The following is an 18,856-nucleotide window of genomic DNA, read 5'->3' as shown; positions in this document are numbered from 1 at the left end:
ATTTATAAATTATAAAATTCCAATGTATAGATTCTTCGACTCCGACTGTCGTCGGAATGCTCTGAATGACATTAATCTGTTGTATCAGTTAACAATAAAGGCTTAAAAAACGTTGTTTCATAATCTTGTAATAACTCAGGATGACAGATTTTTATCATATCCTTAAGTACTAAATCTGGTCTAGCCATACCTAATTCATAATAGGTAACGCCTCCAGTTTTACCTGTGGTATTAGAAAACGTATAAATGTTCTTGTCTTTAAAAGCGCTAAACTCTTTATAATGCACATTAGATTTTTCTAAAGCCTCATAACTTGAATAATACGAGGGACTCAACCATAAATCGGTCGTTTGAGCTTTGTCAAAAACAGCTTCAAAACTCAAGGCAATACTTCCTGTTTCTTTGGTGTCACTCCAAAGATAATTAGCATTGGCATCATTTAAAAATTGTGCTTCTGCACTTGTGCCATTTGGTAAATACCATACATCTTTATACATCGCACCACATAACACTGTTGGTTGTGTTGTAGATTTTGATGCTATTTTTTTAGCTTCTAGATAATCGTTTTCAATTTGATTAAAAATAGAATTGGCTTCTTTTTCTTTGTTATAGAGTACACCAAAAAATTTAATCCATTCGGCTTTAGCTAGTGGTGATTTTTCAACCCAATCACCATTATAGATTACAGGAATTCCTGCACGCTCAACCGTTTCCATACTTTTATTGGTGCCATCAACTCCAAAAGCAACCACCACATCTGGACGTAATTCTAATAAAACTTCGGTATTGATGCCTTCGTTTTTGCCCAGCTCTCTAATACTTTCGTTATCTATTCTAGTTCTAGTTTTTTCCGAAGACACATAATCTGTTCCAGGAAAACCTATTAACGTTTTTTCAACTTCTAAAAGTTCTAATGCAGGAATATGAGTAGTTGAGGTTGCTACAATTTTTTGAACAGGTGTTATGATAATGCCATCGTAGTCATCTTTCAAAAATGTTGTTTTAGCAGCTTCTTCCGCAGAAATTAATACATATTTAAAAACTTTTTCACTCTTAGGCCAAGGACTTTTAATGGTTAGTAGTTTATAGTTTTTAGCATTTGTAACTACAAAACCTTCTGCATATTTTAACTCTTGTTGTTGCGCTGTAGGAGTTGTAATTAGGTCTTGTTTTGTCTCATTTTTACATGAACTTATGAGTAAAAGAATGAGGAAAAATTTAAAGTATTTCATTGGTAACATTTGTGACTTTTGATTTGACGTTTTATCATTAATTTTGATAAAAATTATACCATGAGAGGCGATTCAAATTTAACATTATATATTGTTGCAGGTGTTATTATTGGCCATTTTTTAATTGGGTTTATTTATCTCATCTATAAAATGAACAAGAAAAAGTAGCGATTTGTGTTATCGAATTACTTTATTATAGTACTTTTGCACTTGAATTTTGGTTTGACTAAGTCGCTAATCACATACGTAAAAGTATGGTGAGATTCTGAAACAAGTTCAGAATGACGACTACGTTAATTAAAAGGGAATCTGGTGAGACATTAATTTCAATTCCAGAACTGTTCCCGCAACTGTAAGTTTGAAACTGTTTACGAGTGTCATTCAGAGCGTAGCGAAGAATCTTTTTTATGAGATTTCTCACATTCGTTCGAAATGACAGTCAAATTTAGACAGTTTTCTCATTAATTGAGTTATTATTTTCTTCTATACCACTGGTGAATTACTGGGAAGGTGAAATAATAAAAAACAAGTCAGGAGACCTGCCAAGTTCTTAAATCAAAAATGACTTTCGGGAGAAAAGTCTTTGAGGTATGAGACAGATAACACTATTTTTTTTATTGCTGCTTTTTGGCAGTTTAACTTGGGCACAAACAACTTTAGATTCTATTCAAAAGTTGGACGAGGTGGTATTGAGTGATGTTAAATTGAAACAATACGCTAAAGGTTATAAGCTAACTGTATTGAGTGATTCACTTTTGAGAAAAAATAAAACGTCATTAACAGATGTTTTGCGTTTTAATTCTAACATATATTTTAAAGAAAACGGTTATGGCATGGTGTCATCGCCATCTTTTAGAGGAACAAATGCCTCTCAAACTGCTGTGATTTGGAATGGAATTAATATAAACTCTCAACTCAACGGCCAAGTAGATTTTAATGCCCTATCAACATCAAATTACGATAATATTAGCATTAGAAGTGGAGGCGGAAGCGTGCAATACGGTAGTGGTGCTATTGGTGGTACAATTCATTTGTCTAACGATTTAGATTTTAACCACCATTTTGATAACCGTGTCCAACTTGCCTATGGTAGTTTTGATACGCAAAATATAAATTACAATGCTTCCTTCGGAAATGGAACATGGTCAGCAAATATTGGTGCGGCTTATGTGAATTCTAAAAATGATTACAAGTTTTTAGGTACAGATCGTAAAAATGAAAATGGCGCATTTAATAATTTAGATCTCAATTTTAATTTAGGATATATACTTTCTAAAAAGGACGTTTTAAAAATATATCATCAAAACTTTAGAGGTGATCGTGAGTTCTCATCAACACTGTTAGCACCTTCAAATAGTAAATATGAAACCCAAGACTATCGTAGTATGATAGATTGGACGCACATAGGTAATCAATTTACATCATCTTTAAAAGCAGGTCATTTACAAGAACGATTTAAATACTTTGAAAATAAATCATTAGATAATTTTTCTGAAGGTAAAACCAATACCTTTTTAATTAAGCATAGTTACAAACAACAATTTTCTAAACGACTCAGTCTAAATGTAATTACAGATTTTAATCACATCACAGCAATTGGTAATAGCTTTAACGAGCCCAAACGTAACGCTTTTTCTGCAACAGCTATTCTAAATCATAGACCAAGTAAAAAATTACAATACAATTTAAATGTACGCCAAGATGTAATATCAGATTTTGATAGCCCTTTAGTGTTTGCTGGTGATGTAAATTATCAAGTTTTAGAATGGTATGCGATAAAGTTGAATGCTTCTAAAAACTTTAGAGTGCCAACATTCAATGATTTGTATTGGAATCCTGGAGGTAATTTAGATTTAAACCCAGAAGAATCCTATCAAGTAGATTTAGGTCATGAGTTTAATTATAAGAAAGCGACTTTAAAACTGAACACTTATTATATCAAAACATCAGATTTGATTCAATGGCGACCAAATAGTGCTACAGGATACTGGAATCCTGTAAACGTAGCTAATGCCAAACACTATGGATTAGAAGCAGAGTTCGGCATCCAAAAAACATTCAATAAACATACATTTAATTTTGTAAGTGCCTACTCATATACAGAGACCGAAGATGTAGAAAAAAATCAACGTTTGTTTTATGTGCCTTTACACAAAGCAAATGTGTCTTTAGCTTATAATTATAAGTCTTTTACTGCTTTTTATCAACATTTATATAATGGTGAAGTTGAAATTATAGGTAATACACTTGACGGTTTTGATGTTGGGAATCTAGGTGTAGCTTATACGTTTAATACAACAGGAGATTTGACTTATGAGGCCGATTTCAGAATAAATAATATTTATAATACTTATTACGAAAACGTAGCATTGCGACCAATGCAAAATAGAAATTTTACAATCAATTTAATACTTAAATTTTAACAATGAAACTTAACAAATTAATGCTAGTAGCCTTATTAATAGGCGCAATTTTTACATCTTGTAGTAACGATGATGATATTAGTGGAAGCTCAATTTCTGAAATAAGAATCCAGTCAGCTCAGGATACTTATGATGAGACAGTAGGCAATGCTATGTTTAATATTATTTCTACTCAAACTTTTGCCGCTGATGTAGAAATCACCTATTCTGTTTCTGGAACTGCAGAAGCAGGTTTAGATTACGATGCTTTATCTGGTTCTTTAATGCTTCCTGCAGGAGAAAACTCTATTGATTTAGTTGTTAGTATTATTGACGACTTAGATATTGAGAATGATGAATCTCTAATTATAACTTTAGAGGCCGTTGATGGAAGTTTAGAACTTATATCAAATACGAATTCTGCATCTATTACTATAATAGATAATGAAACAGCGCCTTTTGAAAATGGGATTTTAATATCTCATGAAGGTAATTTTGGACAAGGAAACGCTTCTGTATCGTTTGTGTCTTATGATTTACAAACGGTTGAAAATAATATTTATAGTACTGTAAATTCTAATCCGTTGGGAGACACAGCTCAAAGTATTGGGTTTAATGGTGGTTTAGCTTATATCATATTAAATGCGACTAATTCTATTGAAGTTGTAGATCGTTACACGTTTGAGTCTGTAGCAACAATTGATACAGGATTAAATAACCCTAGATTTATTGCATTTGCAAACGGAAAAGGATATGTGACAAATTGGGGTGATGGATCTGTTGCTACAGATGATTATTTAGCCGTAGTAGATTTGTCATCTAATACACTAACTGCTCAAACAATTTCTGTTGCAGAAGGTCCTGAAGAAATCATAGCGGGTAATAATACACTTTATGTAGCTCATCAAGGTGGTTTTGGTCAAAATAACGTGATATCTGTTATTGATGCGACTTCAGATGTGGTGTCTTCTACAATTACTGTTGGTGATGTTCCAAATTCTATGCAATTAGATAACTCAGGAAACTTATGGGTATTAGCAGGTGGTAAGCCATCTTGGACAGGTGATGAAACTGGTGGAAAATTATCAAAAATAAATACGGCAGATAATAGTATCACGTCTATAGATTTTGCAGTAACAGAACACCCAAACCATTTAGCTTTAGATAATGGATCATTATACTATTATTCTGCCGGAAGTGTTTTTAAAATGACAACTAGTGACACAACATTACCAACCACTGCAGAAATTACAGGTTTAAGTTTCTACGGAATGACAGTAAATAACTCAGTATTATATGGTGTTGATGCAGGAGATTTTACAAGTAACGGAACTCTGTCATCATATAACTTGTCTTCTAATACATTAGATGCAAATGCAACAGTAAATATTATTCCTGGTGGAATTTACTTTAATTAAGATGTAATTCTAAAATTAAAACTAAATCAAATAAAAAAAACCACTCAAAAAGAGTGGTTTTTTTATGTTTTAAACTCGATTAATTAAAGTTTAACCGGTTTATGATTACATCATCAGTATCTAAATACATACCTTCTTCAAACGGTTTTAAATTTAGATTCGTTTTAATTGGTCTATATATTTCGCTAGACTGATTAAAGCGTCCGTCACCTTGAATATCTGCAATTGCTGCTGCAAGAAGTGGTTCGTTGATATTACCTAATAAGCCAAAATTTCTAGGTGATTCTAAAATGATTATATTGGGTATCAATCCAGATGGAGGTACTTCTTCATCATTTACGTTGACAGAATTGGCAATTAAAGGCTGTATAGCGTAAGTATGATTTGGGTTAATATTTTCATTTTCTAATGTTGGCGAATCGTAAAACGTACGAGATGCTTGTGTTTTTCCAGTTGTTACATCTCCAATATGGATTACATTAATATAAGCGCTTAAACTGTTTATAACGAGTTCGCTTGCAGAAGCAGATCTATTGGTGGTCAAAATATATACTTTACTTAAATTTAGACTGTTTATTGCATTACCATCAAAACCGTTTACAAAATTGAAATCTCTGTTGGACGCTTGTTGATCATTATTAAAAAAAAGTTTAGAATATACGTCTCCTGTAAACTGTCCAGTAATCATGCTTCCTAAATATGATGCGGTCAGTACAGATCCTCCTGGATTATACCTTAAATCTAATACCAAATGCTGTACATTACTAGCTTGAAGTTGAGCAAATGCAGCATTTAATTGATTATCAAAACTTCCAGTGAAACCGTTATACACCAAGTATCCAACATTTTCTCCATCCACATCAATAACTGTTGTTAAATGAACTGGGTTTTCGGTATAGACTTCTTTTGTTAATGCTTGACTGTTTGTAGTTGATGTAATCGTATCATCATCTACGGTATCTGTTCCATTATCATTATAAGTTCCAAAATTTAAGGTATAGTTATCTTGATTTAGTAATGTTTCTAAATTATTTACATTTAATTGTATGCCATTAACAGCATCAAATATTTGACCACGCTGTAATCCTAAATTACTAGCAACGCTATTATTGAGTACTAATCTAATAATACCAAAAACTTCGGTATCGCTTCCAGGCTCAAGATAGAGGTTGAATTCTAGTCCGTTGCTTTTTGAAGTTCCAGCTAATTGTTGCTCAAATTCAATGTAATTTGGTATTAGCCTACTAAAACGATCTACTGTTTCTGGTTGAAATATTAAAGAATTAAATAAATCTTCTGGTTCAGCAAAATCACTTAAATAATTACCGTACTCCTCATTCGTCGTAAACCTATCATTTGCTAAATTAGGGATTTCATCTTTATATAAATATACGGCATTCATACCTTTCCAAACAAAATCATTAATTTCACTTGCAGATATAAGGTTGTCATCTTGGTCTTCAAAACAACTTGTTAATGACAAAGTTAAAATGAACAACAGACTAATTTTAAATATCTTCATGTAGTTTTCGTGTTTTAAAATTTCCGAAGAAAAAAAGAGATCATAGCATTGTTCTACTTTTATTCTGAAATTTTAGATTAATTTTCTTTTTCAATAGATACAGACTCATCAGTCTAGTAAACTCTAAATTTACTTACATTATTGTAAATTAAAAAATAACTTGTAACAAAACTGAAGCATGCTCGTCGTAATAATAAGAAGCGGAATTAATCACTCGTTTTTTAACTAACCAACCACAAATGACACAAACTGATTTTACAAAATTGGTATTGCCTTTTAAGGATAAGGTCTTTCGTTTAGCAAAAAGACTGCTCGTTTCTCGTGAAGAAGCAGAAGATGCAACGCAAGAGATTTTACTGAAATTATGGAAGAATAAACAGAAAATTGCCGAATACAAAAACGTTGAAGCATTTTCTATGACCATGACAAAGAATTTTTGTTTAGATCGTTTAAAATCAAAACAGGCACAAAATTTGAAAATAGTTCATAGTAATTACGAAGAGAAAAACACCTCATTAGAAAAACAAGTAGAAGCAAGAGATAGTGTAGATTGGGTGTCTAAAATAATTGAAGAGTTACCTGAGCAACAAAAAATAATATTACAGCTTAGAGATATAGAAGAGTATGACTTTGATGAGATTGCAAAAGTAGTAGAGATGAATCCTACGGCAATTAGAGTCGCATTATCTAGAGCTAGAAAAACAATAAGAGAAAAATTAACTAATACACATCGCTATGGTATTAAATAGTATAGAAAAACTACTGGAAAAGTACGACAATGGTGAAACCACCATTAAAGAAGAGCAGCAACTCAAAGCATATTTTGCTCAAGATGAGGTAGCACCACATTTGGAGTCGTACAAACCCCTATTTCAATACTTTAACACAACAAAACAAGAGGATTTATATACAAAGGACGTTCCAGCAAAAACTAAAAAGAGTTACATCTATCAATGGATTTCTGTCGCAGCATTATTAGTACTCTCGTTAGGGATTTTCACCACCCAATTTGGTGATACTAAAAAGACATTTAGTGATCTTTCTGCTGAAGAACAGATTGCTTATAACCAAGCTGTAGAAGTTTTTGACCTTGTAGGTTCAAAATTTGAGCAAGGTGAAAGTAATATAGCCGCTTTTGGATTAATGTCTAAAAAATTATCTGAAGGTGCTGAGAATTTTGAACATGTGTCTGAATTTTCTAAAGCTACCAACAAGATTTTAAAATCAAAAAAGAAAAAACAAAACAAAAACAAGTAAAAATTAAAATTATGAAGAAATTAATAGTAATAGTCGCAATAGCATTAATAAGTTCAGTCTCATATGGTCAAAGTATGTTTGATAAATATGAAGATATGAAAGACGTGAGCTCAGGTGTAATCAATCAAAAAATGTTTAGTATGCTTGCATCTATAGACATTGATTTAGATGATCCAGATGCTCAGAAATTCTTAGAAATGGCCAAGAAAATTGAAAGTGTGAAAATTTTAAGTACAGGTAACACTACAATTTCTAAAAATATGAAAGCAGATGCCGAAGGTCATATCAACAAAGCAAACTTAAGTGAATTAATGCGTTTTAAAGATGGTGACCAAACCGTAAAATTTTATGTAAAAGAAGGACGAGATGAAAACCACGTAAAAGAATTATTTATGCTTATTAGTGGGTTAGGAGAACTTACAAAAGAAAAGAGCGTTGTCATCAATGGTGAAAAACGTGAGTTTGAAACAGTTGTCGTATCAATTACAGGTGATATCGATTTAAGAGAAATCTCTAAAATTACAAGTACCATGAATGTACCTGGAGGTAAGAATTTAGAAAAAGTTGGTAAAAAGAACTAATTATGACCCGAGCATGTTAAAAGCATTATCGTTCAAGAGAATTATGAACAGCGAACTGCATGTGGCCATTGAAAAATAATAAATATAAACACATGAACACATCAATCAAATCAATAATCACAATGTTCATCTTGGTTGTAACTTTACAAAGTTGCAATCAAGATCAAACATTGCAAACGTACTACGTTGATAATGAATTGGCACCAGGATTTACATCATTAGATGTGCCAGTGAGTATCTTAGATATCGATGAAGCGTCCCTTACAAAAGAGCAATTAGAAGCTTATGAGTCTATTGAAAAATTGAGTTTAATTGCCTTTGTTTTAGACGAGAGTAATCAAGCACAAATGGATATAGAGTACGCTAAGGTTAAAACCATTCTTAAAAATCCTGAGTATGAAGAATTAATGCGTGGCGGAAATTCTACCGATGGAAAATTCGTCATTAAATGTATAGGCGAAGGTGATGCTATTGATGAGTTTATTCTCTTCGGAAATTCTAATACGGCAGGATTTGGCGTTATAAGAGTTTTAGGTAATGATATGAATTTTAATAAAATAGCAGAGCTAGCCAAAGTCATACAAGATTCTGATATAGAAAACTCACCATTAGAGAAGTTTTCAGGATTTTTTAATTAAAACCAATACTTATCACAAGTATTTTAAACCAATAGCACTATTGATTTAAATGTTAATTACCACTTCAGGTCTGACCACTTGAGGTGGTTTTTTTGTGAGCCTATTTCCGAAGAAAAAAGAAGAGTAATGAATTTTAGTTAGAAATTAATACTGCTATACTAATCATTAAGAGTACTCGTTTCACTTACAATTTTATTGATTCTAGGTTGAATAAACCAAATGCCTATAGGAAAGAACCAAATCATAAAAAATTCTCCAATAAAATCGCTAAAAGAGACGTTTTTTTGTAGCTCTACAGTTTTTATTGTTTTAGATGAAACATACAGTAAATAAAACATACAGAACATGGAAAATAAATGCATTGGGACAATAAACAGCATCATTTTACTCATTATGCCTGCAGCTGCATGATCTCCAGAGGATACATTATAAAAAGTAGATGAGATGAGCATCATAAAAAATAAGATATAAAGGAGCGGAATGAAAAAGAATATTTTAAATTTTTTTAAATTCAACCTAAGCTCTATTGGGATGTGTTTTTGTAATCCAATGGCAATAGACCAAAACCAACCAAAAAACAGTCCCATATAAATCACCATAATGATTGGGAATAATGTAAAAAAATCAACCATAAAGGTAGGGTCTGGATGCTCACGCACTTCAAATTGAGAGGACATCGAGCTAAACATAAAAATTTGTAATATAATTGGTAGCCCATACATTAAAACAAATATATGCCAATGTTTAGCTTTTAGAAATCGGTTTATCATAACACTCAATTCTAATTAAATACCATTACTCGACCTCAGAATCTTTCATTACAATACATATCAAATAGAATGCTAATAAGGAGAATGAAGAAAATAAAATCACCTTTACAATGAAATAATCTAAAATATCTAAAATGCCAAATACTAAAAAACAAAGCTCAATAACTCCTGTAAACAAAAGTGCTAGTGTGTTTTTAGAAGGCATTTTCATAATATTAGATTCCTGTATAGTTGCTTGGGTTAATAGCTTTTAATTCGGTTTTTATGTCTTCGGGAACGTCTAAGGTATCAATAAATTCTGAAATAGAACGTTCGTTGATTGTGTCGTTGGTTCTAGTTAAGCCTTTTAACGCTTCATAAGGATTAGGATAGGCCTCACGACGTAAAATCGTTTGGATAGCTTCGGCAACCACAGCCCAGTTATTCTCTAAGTCTTGAGCAAACTTAGGTTCGTTGAGTAATAATTTGTTTAAACCTTTAAGTGTAGATTTAAAACCAATAATGGTATGTCCAAAAGGCACACCAACGTTTCTTAATACTGTACTATCAGTTAAATCGCGTTGCAGTCTAGAAATAGGTAGTTTTGCAGATAAATGCTCAAAAATCGCATTTGCGATACCTAAGTTGCCTTCAGAGTTTTCAAAATCAATAGGATTTACTTTGTGTGGCATTGCGCTGCTTCCAACTTCTCCTTTTTTAATTTTTTGCTTAAAATAATCCATTGATACATAGGTCCAAATATCTCTATCCAAATCAATAAGTATTGTATTGATGCGTTTTAAAGCATCAAATAACGCAGCCATATGGTCATAATGTTCAATTTGCGTGGTAGGAAATGAATGTTGTAAACCTAGTTTTTCTTGCACAAAATTAGTTCCAAAAGCTTTCCAGTCCTTTTTAGGATAGGCCACTTTATGCGCATTAAAATTACCTGTTGCTCCACCAAATTTTGCAGCACTTGGTACATCGTTTAATAAATTAAATTGTTCTTCTAAACGGGTTACAAAAACCTGAATTTCTTTACCCAAACGTGTAGGAGATGCAGGCTGACCATGTGTTCTTGCAAGCATTGGGATATCTGCCCAGTCATTTGCTAATGCTTTTAATTTATTTAGTACTTCAAGATATTCAGGGACATAAACATCATTCATTGCCTCTTTAATACTTAAAGGAATGGCTGTATTATTAATATCTTGTGATGTTAATCCAAAATGGATAAACTCTTTATATGCTTCTAATTTTAAGGCATCAAATTTTTCTTTAATAAAATACTCAACCGCTTTTACATCATGGTTTGTAATGGCTTCAATATCTTTTATAGCTTGCGCATCTTCCGCAGAAAAAGACGTGTAAATGGCTCTTAAGTCATCAAAAACTGACGTGTCAATACCTTTAAGTTGTGGTAAATCGGCTTCACAAAGCGCAATAAAATATTCTATTTCTACTAAAACTCTGTATTTAATAAGTGCTTCTTCAGAGAAATAAGGTGCAAGATTACTAACTTTACTTCTATAGCGACCATCAATTGGTGAGATGGCGTTAAGTGATGATAATGACATGGTTGTGGTTTTGTTGCCTATTAATAAAGTAAACAAAGATAACATTTGATTCTCTATTAGCTAGGCTATGATCGGGATTTTTGCTTATTAATTTTTTTAAGTATATGCCTAGCTCTCGCTTTAAAAGCAGCACTTTGTGAGGAGAAATCGCGCTCCAAAATCAGTGCTAATTCTGGGTGAATCCAATCTATTTCTGTGCCAAGTAGGTATAATGCATTCATTCCGTAGGCTTTAGGTGCGACTTTTTCGTCATTGATTAACCAATCAAAACAGGATTCAACAATTTTTTCTTTATGATGATGTAGTAGTGTGTTTTTTACGTTATTGTCTTCTTTGCCATAATATGCATTTGCTAAACACTCACAAACTTTTGCTACTGGTCGAACAGCTGGATCTAAGTGTACACGATGTATGTTTTCGGTAAATACATCTAAATAAGGAATGCAAGACTCAATATCTTTACTACACATAAATTCAAAAACCCATGCAGCTCTACAAGAAATCTTATCATCAACCCTAAATAAAATATCTAGTAACTTCGGAATCAATTCAGGATGGTCAATCACCAAATTCGCATAATGCAAACGCTTTTCTCGCGAGTGGTTTACATAGTTTAATTCTTTATAAAGTGCTTCGGTAGTCAAATGGATTGTTTTACTTTTATAGCTTAGTCAATATATAAATATAACCACATGAAAATTATAAAAAAAATACTCGTTGCATTATTAATTGTTTTTATCATTATGCAATTTTTTGGACCAGATAGAAACGAAGGTGATATAACTACAGTGAATGCGTTTTTATCTGAAACGAATCCGCCAAGTGATGTTAAAAGTATATTAGAGAATACTTGTTATGACTGTCATACAGATGTAACACGATACCCTTGGTACAATAAAATAACACCTGTAAATTATTGGTTGGCAGATCATGTTGAAGACGGAAAAAAACATTTCAATATGTCGGCTTGGGATGGTTATGATTTAAAAAAGAAAGAGCATAAAATACACGAAATGGTTGAAGAGGTTGAAGAAAAAAAGATGCCTCTAGAATCTTACACTTACACTCATGGTGATGCAAATTTAACCGATGCGCAAATTGCTGCAGTTGTTGCTTGGGGAAAAGAAGTACAAGCTAATTATCAAGAACAATTAAAAGCGCAATAGCCTTTTGAATTCAACAGTATTAATCATCGGTTTTGTTTGGCCAGAGCCTAAAAGTTCTGCTGCAGGAAGCAGGATGATGCAATTAATTTCCTTTTTTCAATCCCAAGGATATCATATCACCTTTGCAAGTGCTTGTGCTAAAAGCGATAATGCGTTTGATTTAGCATCTATTGGAGTTGAGAAAGCTACGATTGAACTTAATAGTTCTAGCTTTGATGATTTTGTATTAACATGCAATCCAGATGTCGTTTTGTTTGATCGGTTTATGACAGAGGAGCAGTTTGGCTGGCGAGTTTCTCAACAGTGCCCAAAAGCGATAAAAATTCTAGATACCGAAGATTTACATTTTTTAAGACGTGCCAGGCAGCAAGCGTTTAAAGATAATCTTGAAGTTACAACTGCTAATTTATATAATGATACCACAAAACGCGAAATTGCAAGTATCTATCGTTGCGATTTGAGTTTGATTATTTCTACTTCGGAAATGAGCCTACTTCAAAACACGTTTAAAATAGATACATCGTTATTACTTTACCTACCGTTTCTGGTTGCGCCAATTTCCGAAGAAAAGAAGAATAAGTATCCTGCTTATCAAGAACGACAGCATTTTATATCTATTGGAAACTTTTTACATGAACCTAATTATAATGCTTTACTCTATTTAAAACAAACCATTTGGCCAGGTATTAGAGCCAAATTACCAAATGCTCAAATACATAATTACGGCTCGTATGCGTCACAAAAAGTAAATCAATTACACAACGAAAAAGAAGGCTTTTTAATACAAGGATTTGCTGAAGATGTTAACCTAGTTATGCAAAATTCTAAAGTGCTTTTGGCTCCAATTAGGTTTGGAGCTGGACTAAAGGGGAAACTGTTTGATGCCATGCAAAACGGAACGCCGTTTGTGTCCACTACAATTGGAGTAGAAGGGATTGTTGATGATTCTAATCAAGATTTTGTTTGTGATGCTTCGGAAGCATTTATCCATCATGCTATCAAATTATATACAGATAATTCTATCTGGACCACACAACAAGATTTAGGCTTTGAAATTTTAGAACAGCAATTTTCTAAAGATCATTTTGAAAGTGAACTTCAAAATCGACTACAAGAATTAATTGATAATTTAGAGGCTCATAGGCAGCACAATTTTATTGGTCAATTGTTACAGCATCATACATTACAAAGCACAAAGTATATGAGTAAGTGGATTGAGGAGAAGAATAAGTGAGTTTTTTGTCATTTGGAGAGTTCTGTCATTTGGAGAGTTTGGCATTTGGAGATTTTTGTCATTCAGAAGGAGGCCGACTGAAGAATCTTTTATTTAAAGAAGTTGGATTTTCAAAGAGATTCTTCGCTACGCTCTGAATGACAATTGGTATTTAAAATATAATCAAGTTAGTATTAGATTTCGTTCGGTCATTCAGAAGGAGGTACGACTGAAGAATCTTTTATTTAAAGAAGTTGGATTTTCAAAGAGATTCTTCGCTGCGCTCTGAATGACAATTGGCATTTAAAATATAATCAAGTTAGTATTAGATTTCGTTCTGTCATTCAGAAGAAGGCACGACTGAAGAATCTTTTATCTAAAGAAGTTGGATTTTCAAAGAGATTCTTCGCTGCGCTCTGAATGACAATTGGCATTTAAAATATAATCAAGTTAGTATTAAATTTCGTTCTGTCATTCAGAAGGAGGCACGACTGAAGAATCTTTTATTTAAAGAAATTGATTTTCAAAGAGATTCTTCGCTACGCTCTGAATGACAATTGGCATTTAAAATATAATCAAGTTAGTATTAGATTTCGTTCTGTCATTCAGAAGGAGGCACGACTGAAGAATCTTTTATCTAAAGAAGTTGGATTTTCAAAGAGGTTCTTCGCTGCGCTCTGAATGACATTTGGCATTTAAAAAAACACTCTACTTAGAATTAAAATTCACTTTGTCATTCAGAAGGAGGCACGACTGAAGAATCTTAAGTTTAAAGAAGTTCATTTTCAAAGAGATTCTTCGCTACGCTCTGAATGACATTTGGTAATTAAAAAAAACACTCTACTTAGAATTAAAATTCACTTTGTCATTCAGAAGGAGGCACGACTGAAGAATCTTTTATTTAAAGAAGTTGCTATTCAAAGAGGTTCTTCGCTGCGCTCTGAATGACATTTGGCATTTAAAAAAACACTCTACTTAGAATTAAAATTCACTTTGTCATTCAGAAGGAGGCACGACTGAAGAATCTTTTATTTAAAGAAATTGATTTTTAAAGAGATTCTTCGCTTCGCTCTGAATGACAATTGGAATCTGCAAAAAAGAGTTACTCCTCAGTAGACTCTTGCATCGTGTGATATACATTTTGTACATCATCATCTTCTTCTAATTTTTCGAGTAGTTTTTCAACATCTTGAGCTTCTTCTGCCGATAAAGGCTTTGTAACTTGGGGAATTCGCTCAAAACCAGATGAAATAATTTCGATATTATTTGTTTCTAAATACGACTGGATGTTTCCGAAGCTTTCAAAAGGTGCATAAATCATAACGCTTGTAACTTCGTTACCTTCTTCATCTTCATCGGTATCTTCAAAAATTTCTTCTACTCCAAAATCTATGAGTTCTAATTCTAGGTCTTCTAGGTCTAACTCTTCACCTTTAACTTTAAAATTACAAGTATGATCAAACATGAAAACTACAGAGCCTGATGTACCAAGACTACCATCGGTTTTATTAAAATAGGAACGTACGTTTGCAACTGTACGCGTGTTATTATCTGTTGCTGTTTCTATAAGCACTGCAATACCATGCTGTGCATATCCTTCAAAAAGGACCTCTTTGTAATCGCCTTGATCTTTTTCGCTAGCCTTTTTGATAGCACGCTCTACATTATCTTTTGGCATGTTTACAGCTTTCGCATTTTGAATTACAGCACGCAAACGAGAGTTAGAATCTGGATCTGGTCCACCTTCTTTTACAGCCATAACAATGTCTTTACCTATACGAGTAAAGGCTTTGCTCATTGCAGACCAACGTTTCATTTTTCTTGCTTTACGAAATTCAAAAGCTCTTCCCATGTAAATGTTATTTAAGTGTCCGTAAAAAACGGAATATGTTTTATTGTGATGTTATTAGATTCAAAATTATTGAAATTATATGGAATTGACAATATTTGTGGTTGGCATATTTCCGAAGTAATTAAAGAATTAATCTTTTGGAATATGCTTTGACAAAAAGTTAACGTTTGTAGCGTTTAAACCATTAATAACATTTTGACGTTTTGTGTTCAATTGAGCATTTACTTTATTATAATTATTTGCTCCATTATTAACCTCTTTTACTTTTTTATTATAGTTGTCAACTTGCTCTTTTGTACGTTTGCGCTCGTTGGTTTGTTCTAGAGCTGTTTTTATTTTTACGAAGTCTTCATTGAGTATTAAAAACTCTGTGATTTTTGGGATTTGGATTTCACCTTCTTCAATAAAAAATTCGAAGGCTTTTTTTGTAGCTTCTATAATAGATTTATCGTTTTTATAAGTGTTTTTTGTTTTTAGAATTTCTAAGCCTTCTTTTGCAGCCGTTACAAGTGCATTTGCGTTTTGCTGAATGGCACTCACATCATTTTTTTGTATAGCGTCCATGAGATAAACCTCATTGATGTACACTTTAAAATAGGTTAAATATAAGTCGTGATAATGTTCAAAAACCTCATTTGAAATTTTCATTTTTTTACCTAAATCTGACTCGCTTTCTATAATTTGAATGTTGTGTTTCGCTGTGAATTCATAAAAGTTTCTCTCGTATTCTTGTTGAGATTCTTCCATTTTTTGATCTGCCATTTCTTGAGCGAGTATATAAGCTTCCATGGCATCATATGATTGTTCTGCGACCTCTTTCATATCAATGATTTTAGCATAATCTTGATTTAATAAGTCTTTATTAAAGGTCATGTGTTTCAATACTTTGTTTTTGTAATCGTCATCTTCAAAACCGTCTGCTTTTGAAATTTTTGCAATGGCTTGATCTATGGTTTTAAGTAATTTTTTTCTTTTGCCATCAATACTTCTAGCACTTTTACTATGTGCAACAGCTTTGGTGTATTTCCACATGTTTTTAGTGATTTCTTCTTGCTCTTCGGCTATAAAATCTAAATATTCTGATGCATTATTGAAGGTTTGAGCACTCATTGACGTTGCTACAAATAAAACAATTAGAGTTAATTTTAAAGTTATTGTTTTCATATTTAGTTTAGAGAGATTAAGTGAAGTAAATCTTGAAGAATAGCTTGAGCTTCCTCTATGTAAAGATCGTTTTTAAGATCCTTTATAATGGATTGGTTGATTATTTTTTTGTCTTCATTATAACTTATGACTTCATTAGTATTTGCTGTGTTATTAATGGTAAACCTAGAATTATGATTTTTAAGAGGTGAATTTATTGTTTTCCATTGGGTTCTATAAGATGTTATTTCATTAAAGACGTTCTCTAGAGTTAGGAGATACTCGGTGTCTAATTCAAAATAATTTTTGATTATTAATTGATTTAAATCTTTAACAGCTTCAAAATTTGAGTTGTTGCTCACCCTAGTTATACTTTGTTTTTGCAATTGATTAATTGGTAATTTTTTAAGTTGAGGATATTTTCTGCCAACTATAGAGTCGTTTTTAAGTGCATATGCTGTAAATGCTTCTTGAGTTTTAAAATCATCATAGAGATTTGGCAAAATAATATCAGGAACAACACCAAGAGCTTGGTGGCTTTTTCCTGTTACGCGATAAAATTTTTCTACCGTGAGTTTTGAAAATCCTAATGTGCCATTGTTATCTAATGGTAAAATGACTTGAGCTGTTGCTTTGCCATGTGTTGTTGACCCAACTATGATTGCTCTATTATAATCTTGCATTGAAGCTGCAAAAAACTCAGATGCAGATGCGCTATAGTTATTTACTAAAACAACAATTGGTTTTGTGAATAGAGCTCCTCTATTAGTATCATTTACAGTGAAAGTTTCTCCATTTGAATACCTTAAAATAGATAAAGGACCTCTATTTATAAACATGCCAGAGAGATCTGCAGCTTCTTTCATGGAGCCACCACCATTAAATCGTAAATCTAATATGAGGCCTTCAATATTTTCTTTTTGAAGTTTATATAATTCTTTAGCAACATCATTTGCTAAACCTAAACCGTTAGGAGATTCTAAATCTGAATAAAAACTAGGAATACTAATATATCCAACCTTAGATTTATCTTCAATAATAAAGCCTGAGACTGTGTTTTCTTCTGTTTTGGTTTTGGTTTTTGTGAGTTCTACAGATTTTAGTGTCCCGTTTTGCTTTTTAATTTTAAACGTTACTGTATTATGATTTTGATCACTTGTAAAGGACATTACATCTTCATTAGAGACACAATATGTTTCTAGCGTTTCAGAATTTGATTCTAATGATTTTATGACATCATTAACTTCAATGTTTTCATTGTTAAATGCTGCGCTTCCAGGTGTAATATGCACGATAGTAATATCGCCATCGTCATTTTTTTCTGTGATAATGCCAAATGACAATTGATCATTAGACAATGCGTTTTCAAAAAGTTCCTTTTCCGAAGCATTAAAAAATGTAGAGTTGGGATCGTGATAGTGTAAATACGCATTTAAGAAGGTTTCTTTTACAAAATGATCAACACTGCCTAAACGATGTTGGAGTTCTTCTAATTTGCAAAGTTCTTTTTGGATGAGTTTAGGTTTTAATTCGCTCTCTAGTGCTTTAAAATTAGTTTTAAGATGCTCTAAAACAGAATCATTTTCAATAAGTGTGTATAGTATATTGTAGCGTAATCGTTTGCTCCAATAGCGTTTTATAGTACTTTTATTTTTAAAATAGACAAATTGTGACTCTGGAGTAAATCGTAAAGTGTCTATTCCAGAATAGTCAAAATTTTCTGATTCTAATTTAGAAATAATTTTTTTTGACTGTTCTATGCGCTCATTGAGGATAGTTACGTATTTGTCAATAAATTCACAGGTGTTGTTTTTGATATAATTATCGAGCATAAACCGATCATTCTCAAATAAAGTTACATCGCTTTGTGTGAGCAAGCGCTTATCTTCATCGAGGTTATCTAAAAATAATTCAAAGACATGAGTAGATAAGCTGTCATTAATAATTTTGGGCTGATAATGGTTTTGCTCTATAACGGTTGTTAATGCTTTTACCTGTTGGCAAAACACATCTGTTTCTTGGCTGTAACCAAAAACAGTGATGAAAGTAAATAACAAAAACGGACGTATGTTTTTTAGCATATTAAATTTAAAATGAATAGCT

17 protein-coding genes and 1 riboswitch are annotated in these 18,856 nt (G+C 32.3%); of the genes, 8 read left to right on the top strand and 9 right to left on the bottom strand.

What is annotated here, in order from left to right; translation table 11 throughout:
- Window positions 1–71: 71 nt before the first annotated feature.
- Window positions 72–1,232, bottom strand: a complete 1,161-nt coding sequence (locus TD29_RS00205; protein ID WP_040278055.1) for an ABC transporter substrate-binding protein — start codon at window positions 1,230–1,232, stop codon at window positions 72–74.
- 238 nt (window positions 1,233–1,470) lie between these two features.
- A riboswitch (cobalamin riboswitch) is annotated at window positions 1,471–1,793 on the top strand.
- 29 nt (window positions 1,794–1,822) lie between these two features.
- Between TD29_RS00205 and TD29_RS00200 the strand changes: the two genes are divergently transcribed.
- Window positions 1,823–3,655 (top strand): TonB-dependent receptor plug domain-containing protein, encoded by a 1,833-nt coding sequence (locus tag TD29_RS00200; protein WP_040278053.1) that lies wholly within the window; start codon window positions 1,823–1,825, stop codon window positions 3,653–3,655.
- A 2-nt stretch (window positions 3,656–3,657) separates the two neighbouring features.
- Entirely contained in the window at window positions 3,658–5,052 is a 1,395-nt protein-coding gene (locus TD29_RS00195; protein WP_084203356.1) for a DUF5074 domain-containing protein, read from the top strand.
- A gap of 79 nt (window positions 5,053–5,131) precedes the next feature.
- Here the strand turns inward: TD29_RS00195 and TD29_RS00190 are convergent, their stop codons facing one another.
- Window positions 5,132–6,574 (bottom strand): S41 family peptidase, encoded by a 1,443-nt coding sequence (locus TD29_RS00190; protein ID WP_040278052.1) that lies wholly within the window; start codon window positions 6,572–6,574, stop codon window positions 5,132–5,134.
- Window positions 6,575–6,813: 239 nt separating this feature from the next.
- On the opposite strand from TD29_RS00190, the gene TD29_RS00185 reads away from it, so the two are divergent.
- The 4 genes from TD29_RS00185 to TD29_RS00170 all read left to right on the top strand — a co-directional run bounded on the left by TD29_RS00185 (window position 6,814) and on the right by TD29_RS00170 (window position 9,050).
- A complete protein-coding gene (locus TD29_RS00185) occupies window positions 6,814–7,323 on the top strand; it encodes an RNA polymerase sigma factor (RefSeq protein ID WP_040278050.1) in 510 nt (169 codons plus the stop codon).
- Window positions 7,310–7,831, top strand: coding sequence for a hypothetical protein (locus TD29_RS00180; RefSeq protein WP_040278049.1), 522 nt, complete (start codon window positions 7,310–7,312; stop codon window positions 7,829–7,831). The genes TD29_RS00185 and TD29_RS00180 overlap by 14 nt, the downstream gene beginning before the upstream one ends.
- Before the next feature lie 11 nt (window positions 7,832–7,842).
- Window positions 7,843–8,412, top strand: coding sequence for a DUF4252 domain-containing protein (locus TD29_RS00175; RefSeq protein WP_040278047.1), 570 nt, complete (start codon window positions 7,843–7,845; stop codon window positions 8,410–8,412).
- Window positions 8,413–8,504: 92 nt separating this feature from the next.
- Window positions 8,505–9,050, top strand: a complete 546-nt coding sequence (locus TD29_RS00170; protein WP_040278045.1) for a DUF4252 domain-containing protein — start codon at window positions 8,505–8,507, stop codon at window positions 9,048–9,050.
- Between the two features lie 158 nt (window positions 9,051–9,208).
- Here the strand turns inward: TD29_RS00170 and TD29_RS00165 are convergent, their stop codons facing one another.
- The 4 genes from TD29_RS00165 to TD29_RS00155 all read right to left on the bottom strand — a co-directional run bounded on the left by TD29_RS00165 (window position 9,209) and on the right by TD29_RS00155 (window position 12,023).
- Window positions 9,209–9,727: a hypothetical protein gene (locus TD29_RS00165; protein ID WP_040278044.1), complete on the bottom strand. Its 519-nt coding sequence runs from the start codon at window positions 9,725–9,727 to the stop codon at window positions 9,209–9,211.
- A 118-nt stretch (window positions 9,728–9,845) separates the two neighbouring features.
- On the bottom strand, window positions 9,846–10,025 hold the full coding sequence (locus tag TD29_RS18325) for a hypothetical protein (RefSeq protein ID WP_152611433.1): 180 nt from the start codon (window positions 10,023–10,025) through the stop codon (window positions 9,846–9,848).
- A 10-nt stretch (window positions 10,026–10,035) separates the two neighbouring features.
- Window positions 10,036–11,379: an adenylosuccinate lyase gene (gene purB, locus TD29_RS00160; RefSeq protein WP_040278043.1), complete on the bottom strand. Its 1,344-nt coding sequence runs from the start codon at window positions 11,377–11,379 to the stop codon at window positions 10,036–10,038.
- A gap of 65 nt (window positions 11,380–11,444) precedes the next feature.
- Window positions 11,445–12,023 (bottom strand): hypothetical protein, encoded by a 579-nt coding sequence (locus tag TD29_RS00155; protein WP_040278042.1) that lies wholly within the window; start codon window positions 12,021–12,023, stop codon window positions 11,445–11,447.
- Window positions 12,024–12,071: 48 nt separating this feature from the next.
- Between TD29_RS00155 and TD29_RS00150 the strand changes: the two genes are divergently transcribed.
- Complete coding sequence (locus TD29_RS00150) at window positions 12,072–12,545, top strand: heme-binding domain-containing protein (protein ID WP_040278040.1); 474 nt, start codon at window positions 12,072–12,074, stop codon at window positions 12,543–12,545.
- 4 nt (window positions 12,546–12,549) lie between these two features.
- Complete coding sequence (locus TD29_RS00145; RefSeq protein ID WP_040278039.1) at window positions 12,550–13,779, top strand: glycosyltransferase; 1,230 nt, start codon at window positions 12,550–12,552, stop codon at window positions 13,777–13,779.
- 1,081 nt (window positions 13,780–14,860) lie between these two features.
- Here the strand turns inward: TD29_RS00145 and TD29_RS00140 are convergent.
- The 3 genes from TD29_RS00140 to TD29_RS00130 all read right to left on the bottom strand — a co-directional run bounded on the left by TD29_RS00140 (window position 14,861) and on the right by TD29_RS00130 (window position 18,834).
- Complete coding sequence (locus TD29_RS00140) at window positions 14,861–15,610, bottom strand: YebC/PmpR family DNA-binding transcriptional regulator (RefSeq protein WP_040278038.1); 750 nt, start codon at window positions 15,608–15,610, stop codon at window positions 14,861–14,863.
- A 129-nt stretch (window positions 15,611–15,739) separates the two neighbouring features.
- Window positions 15,740–16,774, bottom strand: a complete 1,035-nt coding sequence (locus tag TD29_RS00135) for an LIC11966 family surface protein (protein WP_040278037.1) — start codon at window positions 16,772–16,774, stop codon at window positions 15,740–15,742.
- A 2-nt stretch (window positions 16,775–16,776) separates the two neighbouring features.
- Window positions 16,777–18,834: a carboxy terminal-processing peptidase gene (locus TD29_RS00130; RefSeq protein WP_040278036.1), complete on the bottom strand. Its 2,058-nt coding sequence runs from the start codon at window positions 18,832–18,834 to the stop codon at window positions 16,777–16,779.
- Between the last annotated feature and the right edge of the window lie 22 nt (window positions 18,835–18,856).

The sequence above is a fragment of the Psychroserpens damuponensis genome, assembly GCF_000826655.1.
Lineage (GTDB): Bacteria > Bacteroidota > Bacteroidia > Flavobacteriales > Flavobacteriaceae > Psychroserpens > Psychroserpens damuponensis.
The sequence above is the reverse complement of the archived record's forward strand: the minus strand, read 5'-3'. Positions and strand labels throughout refer to the sequence as shown.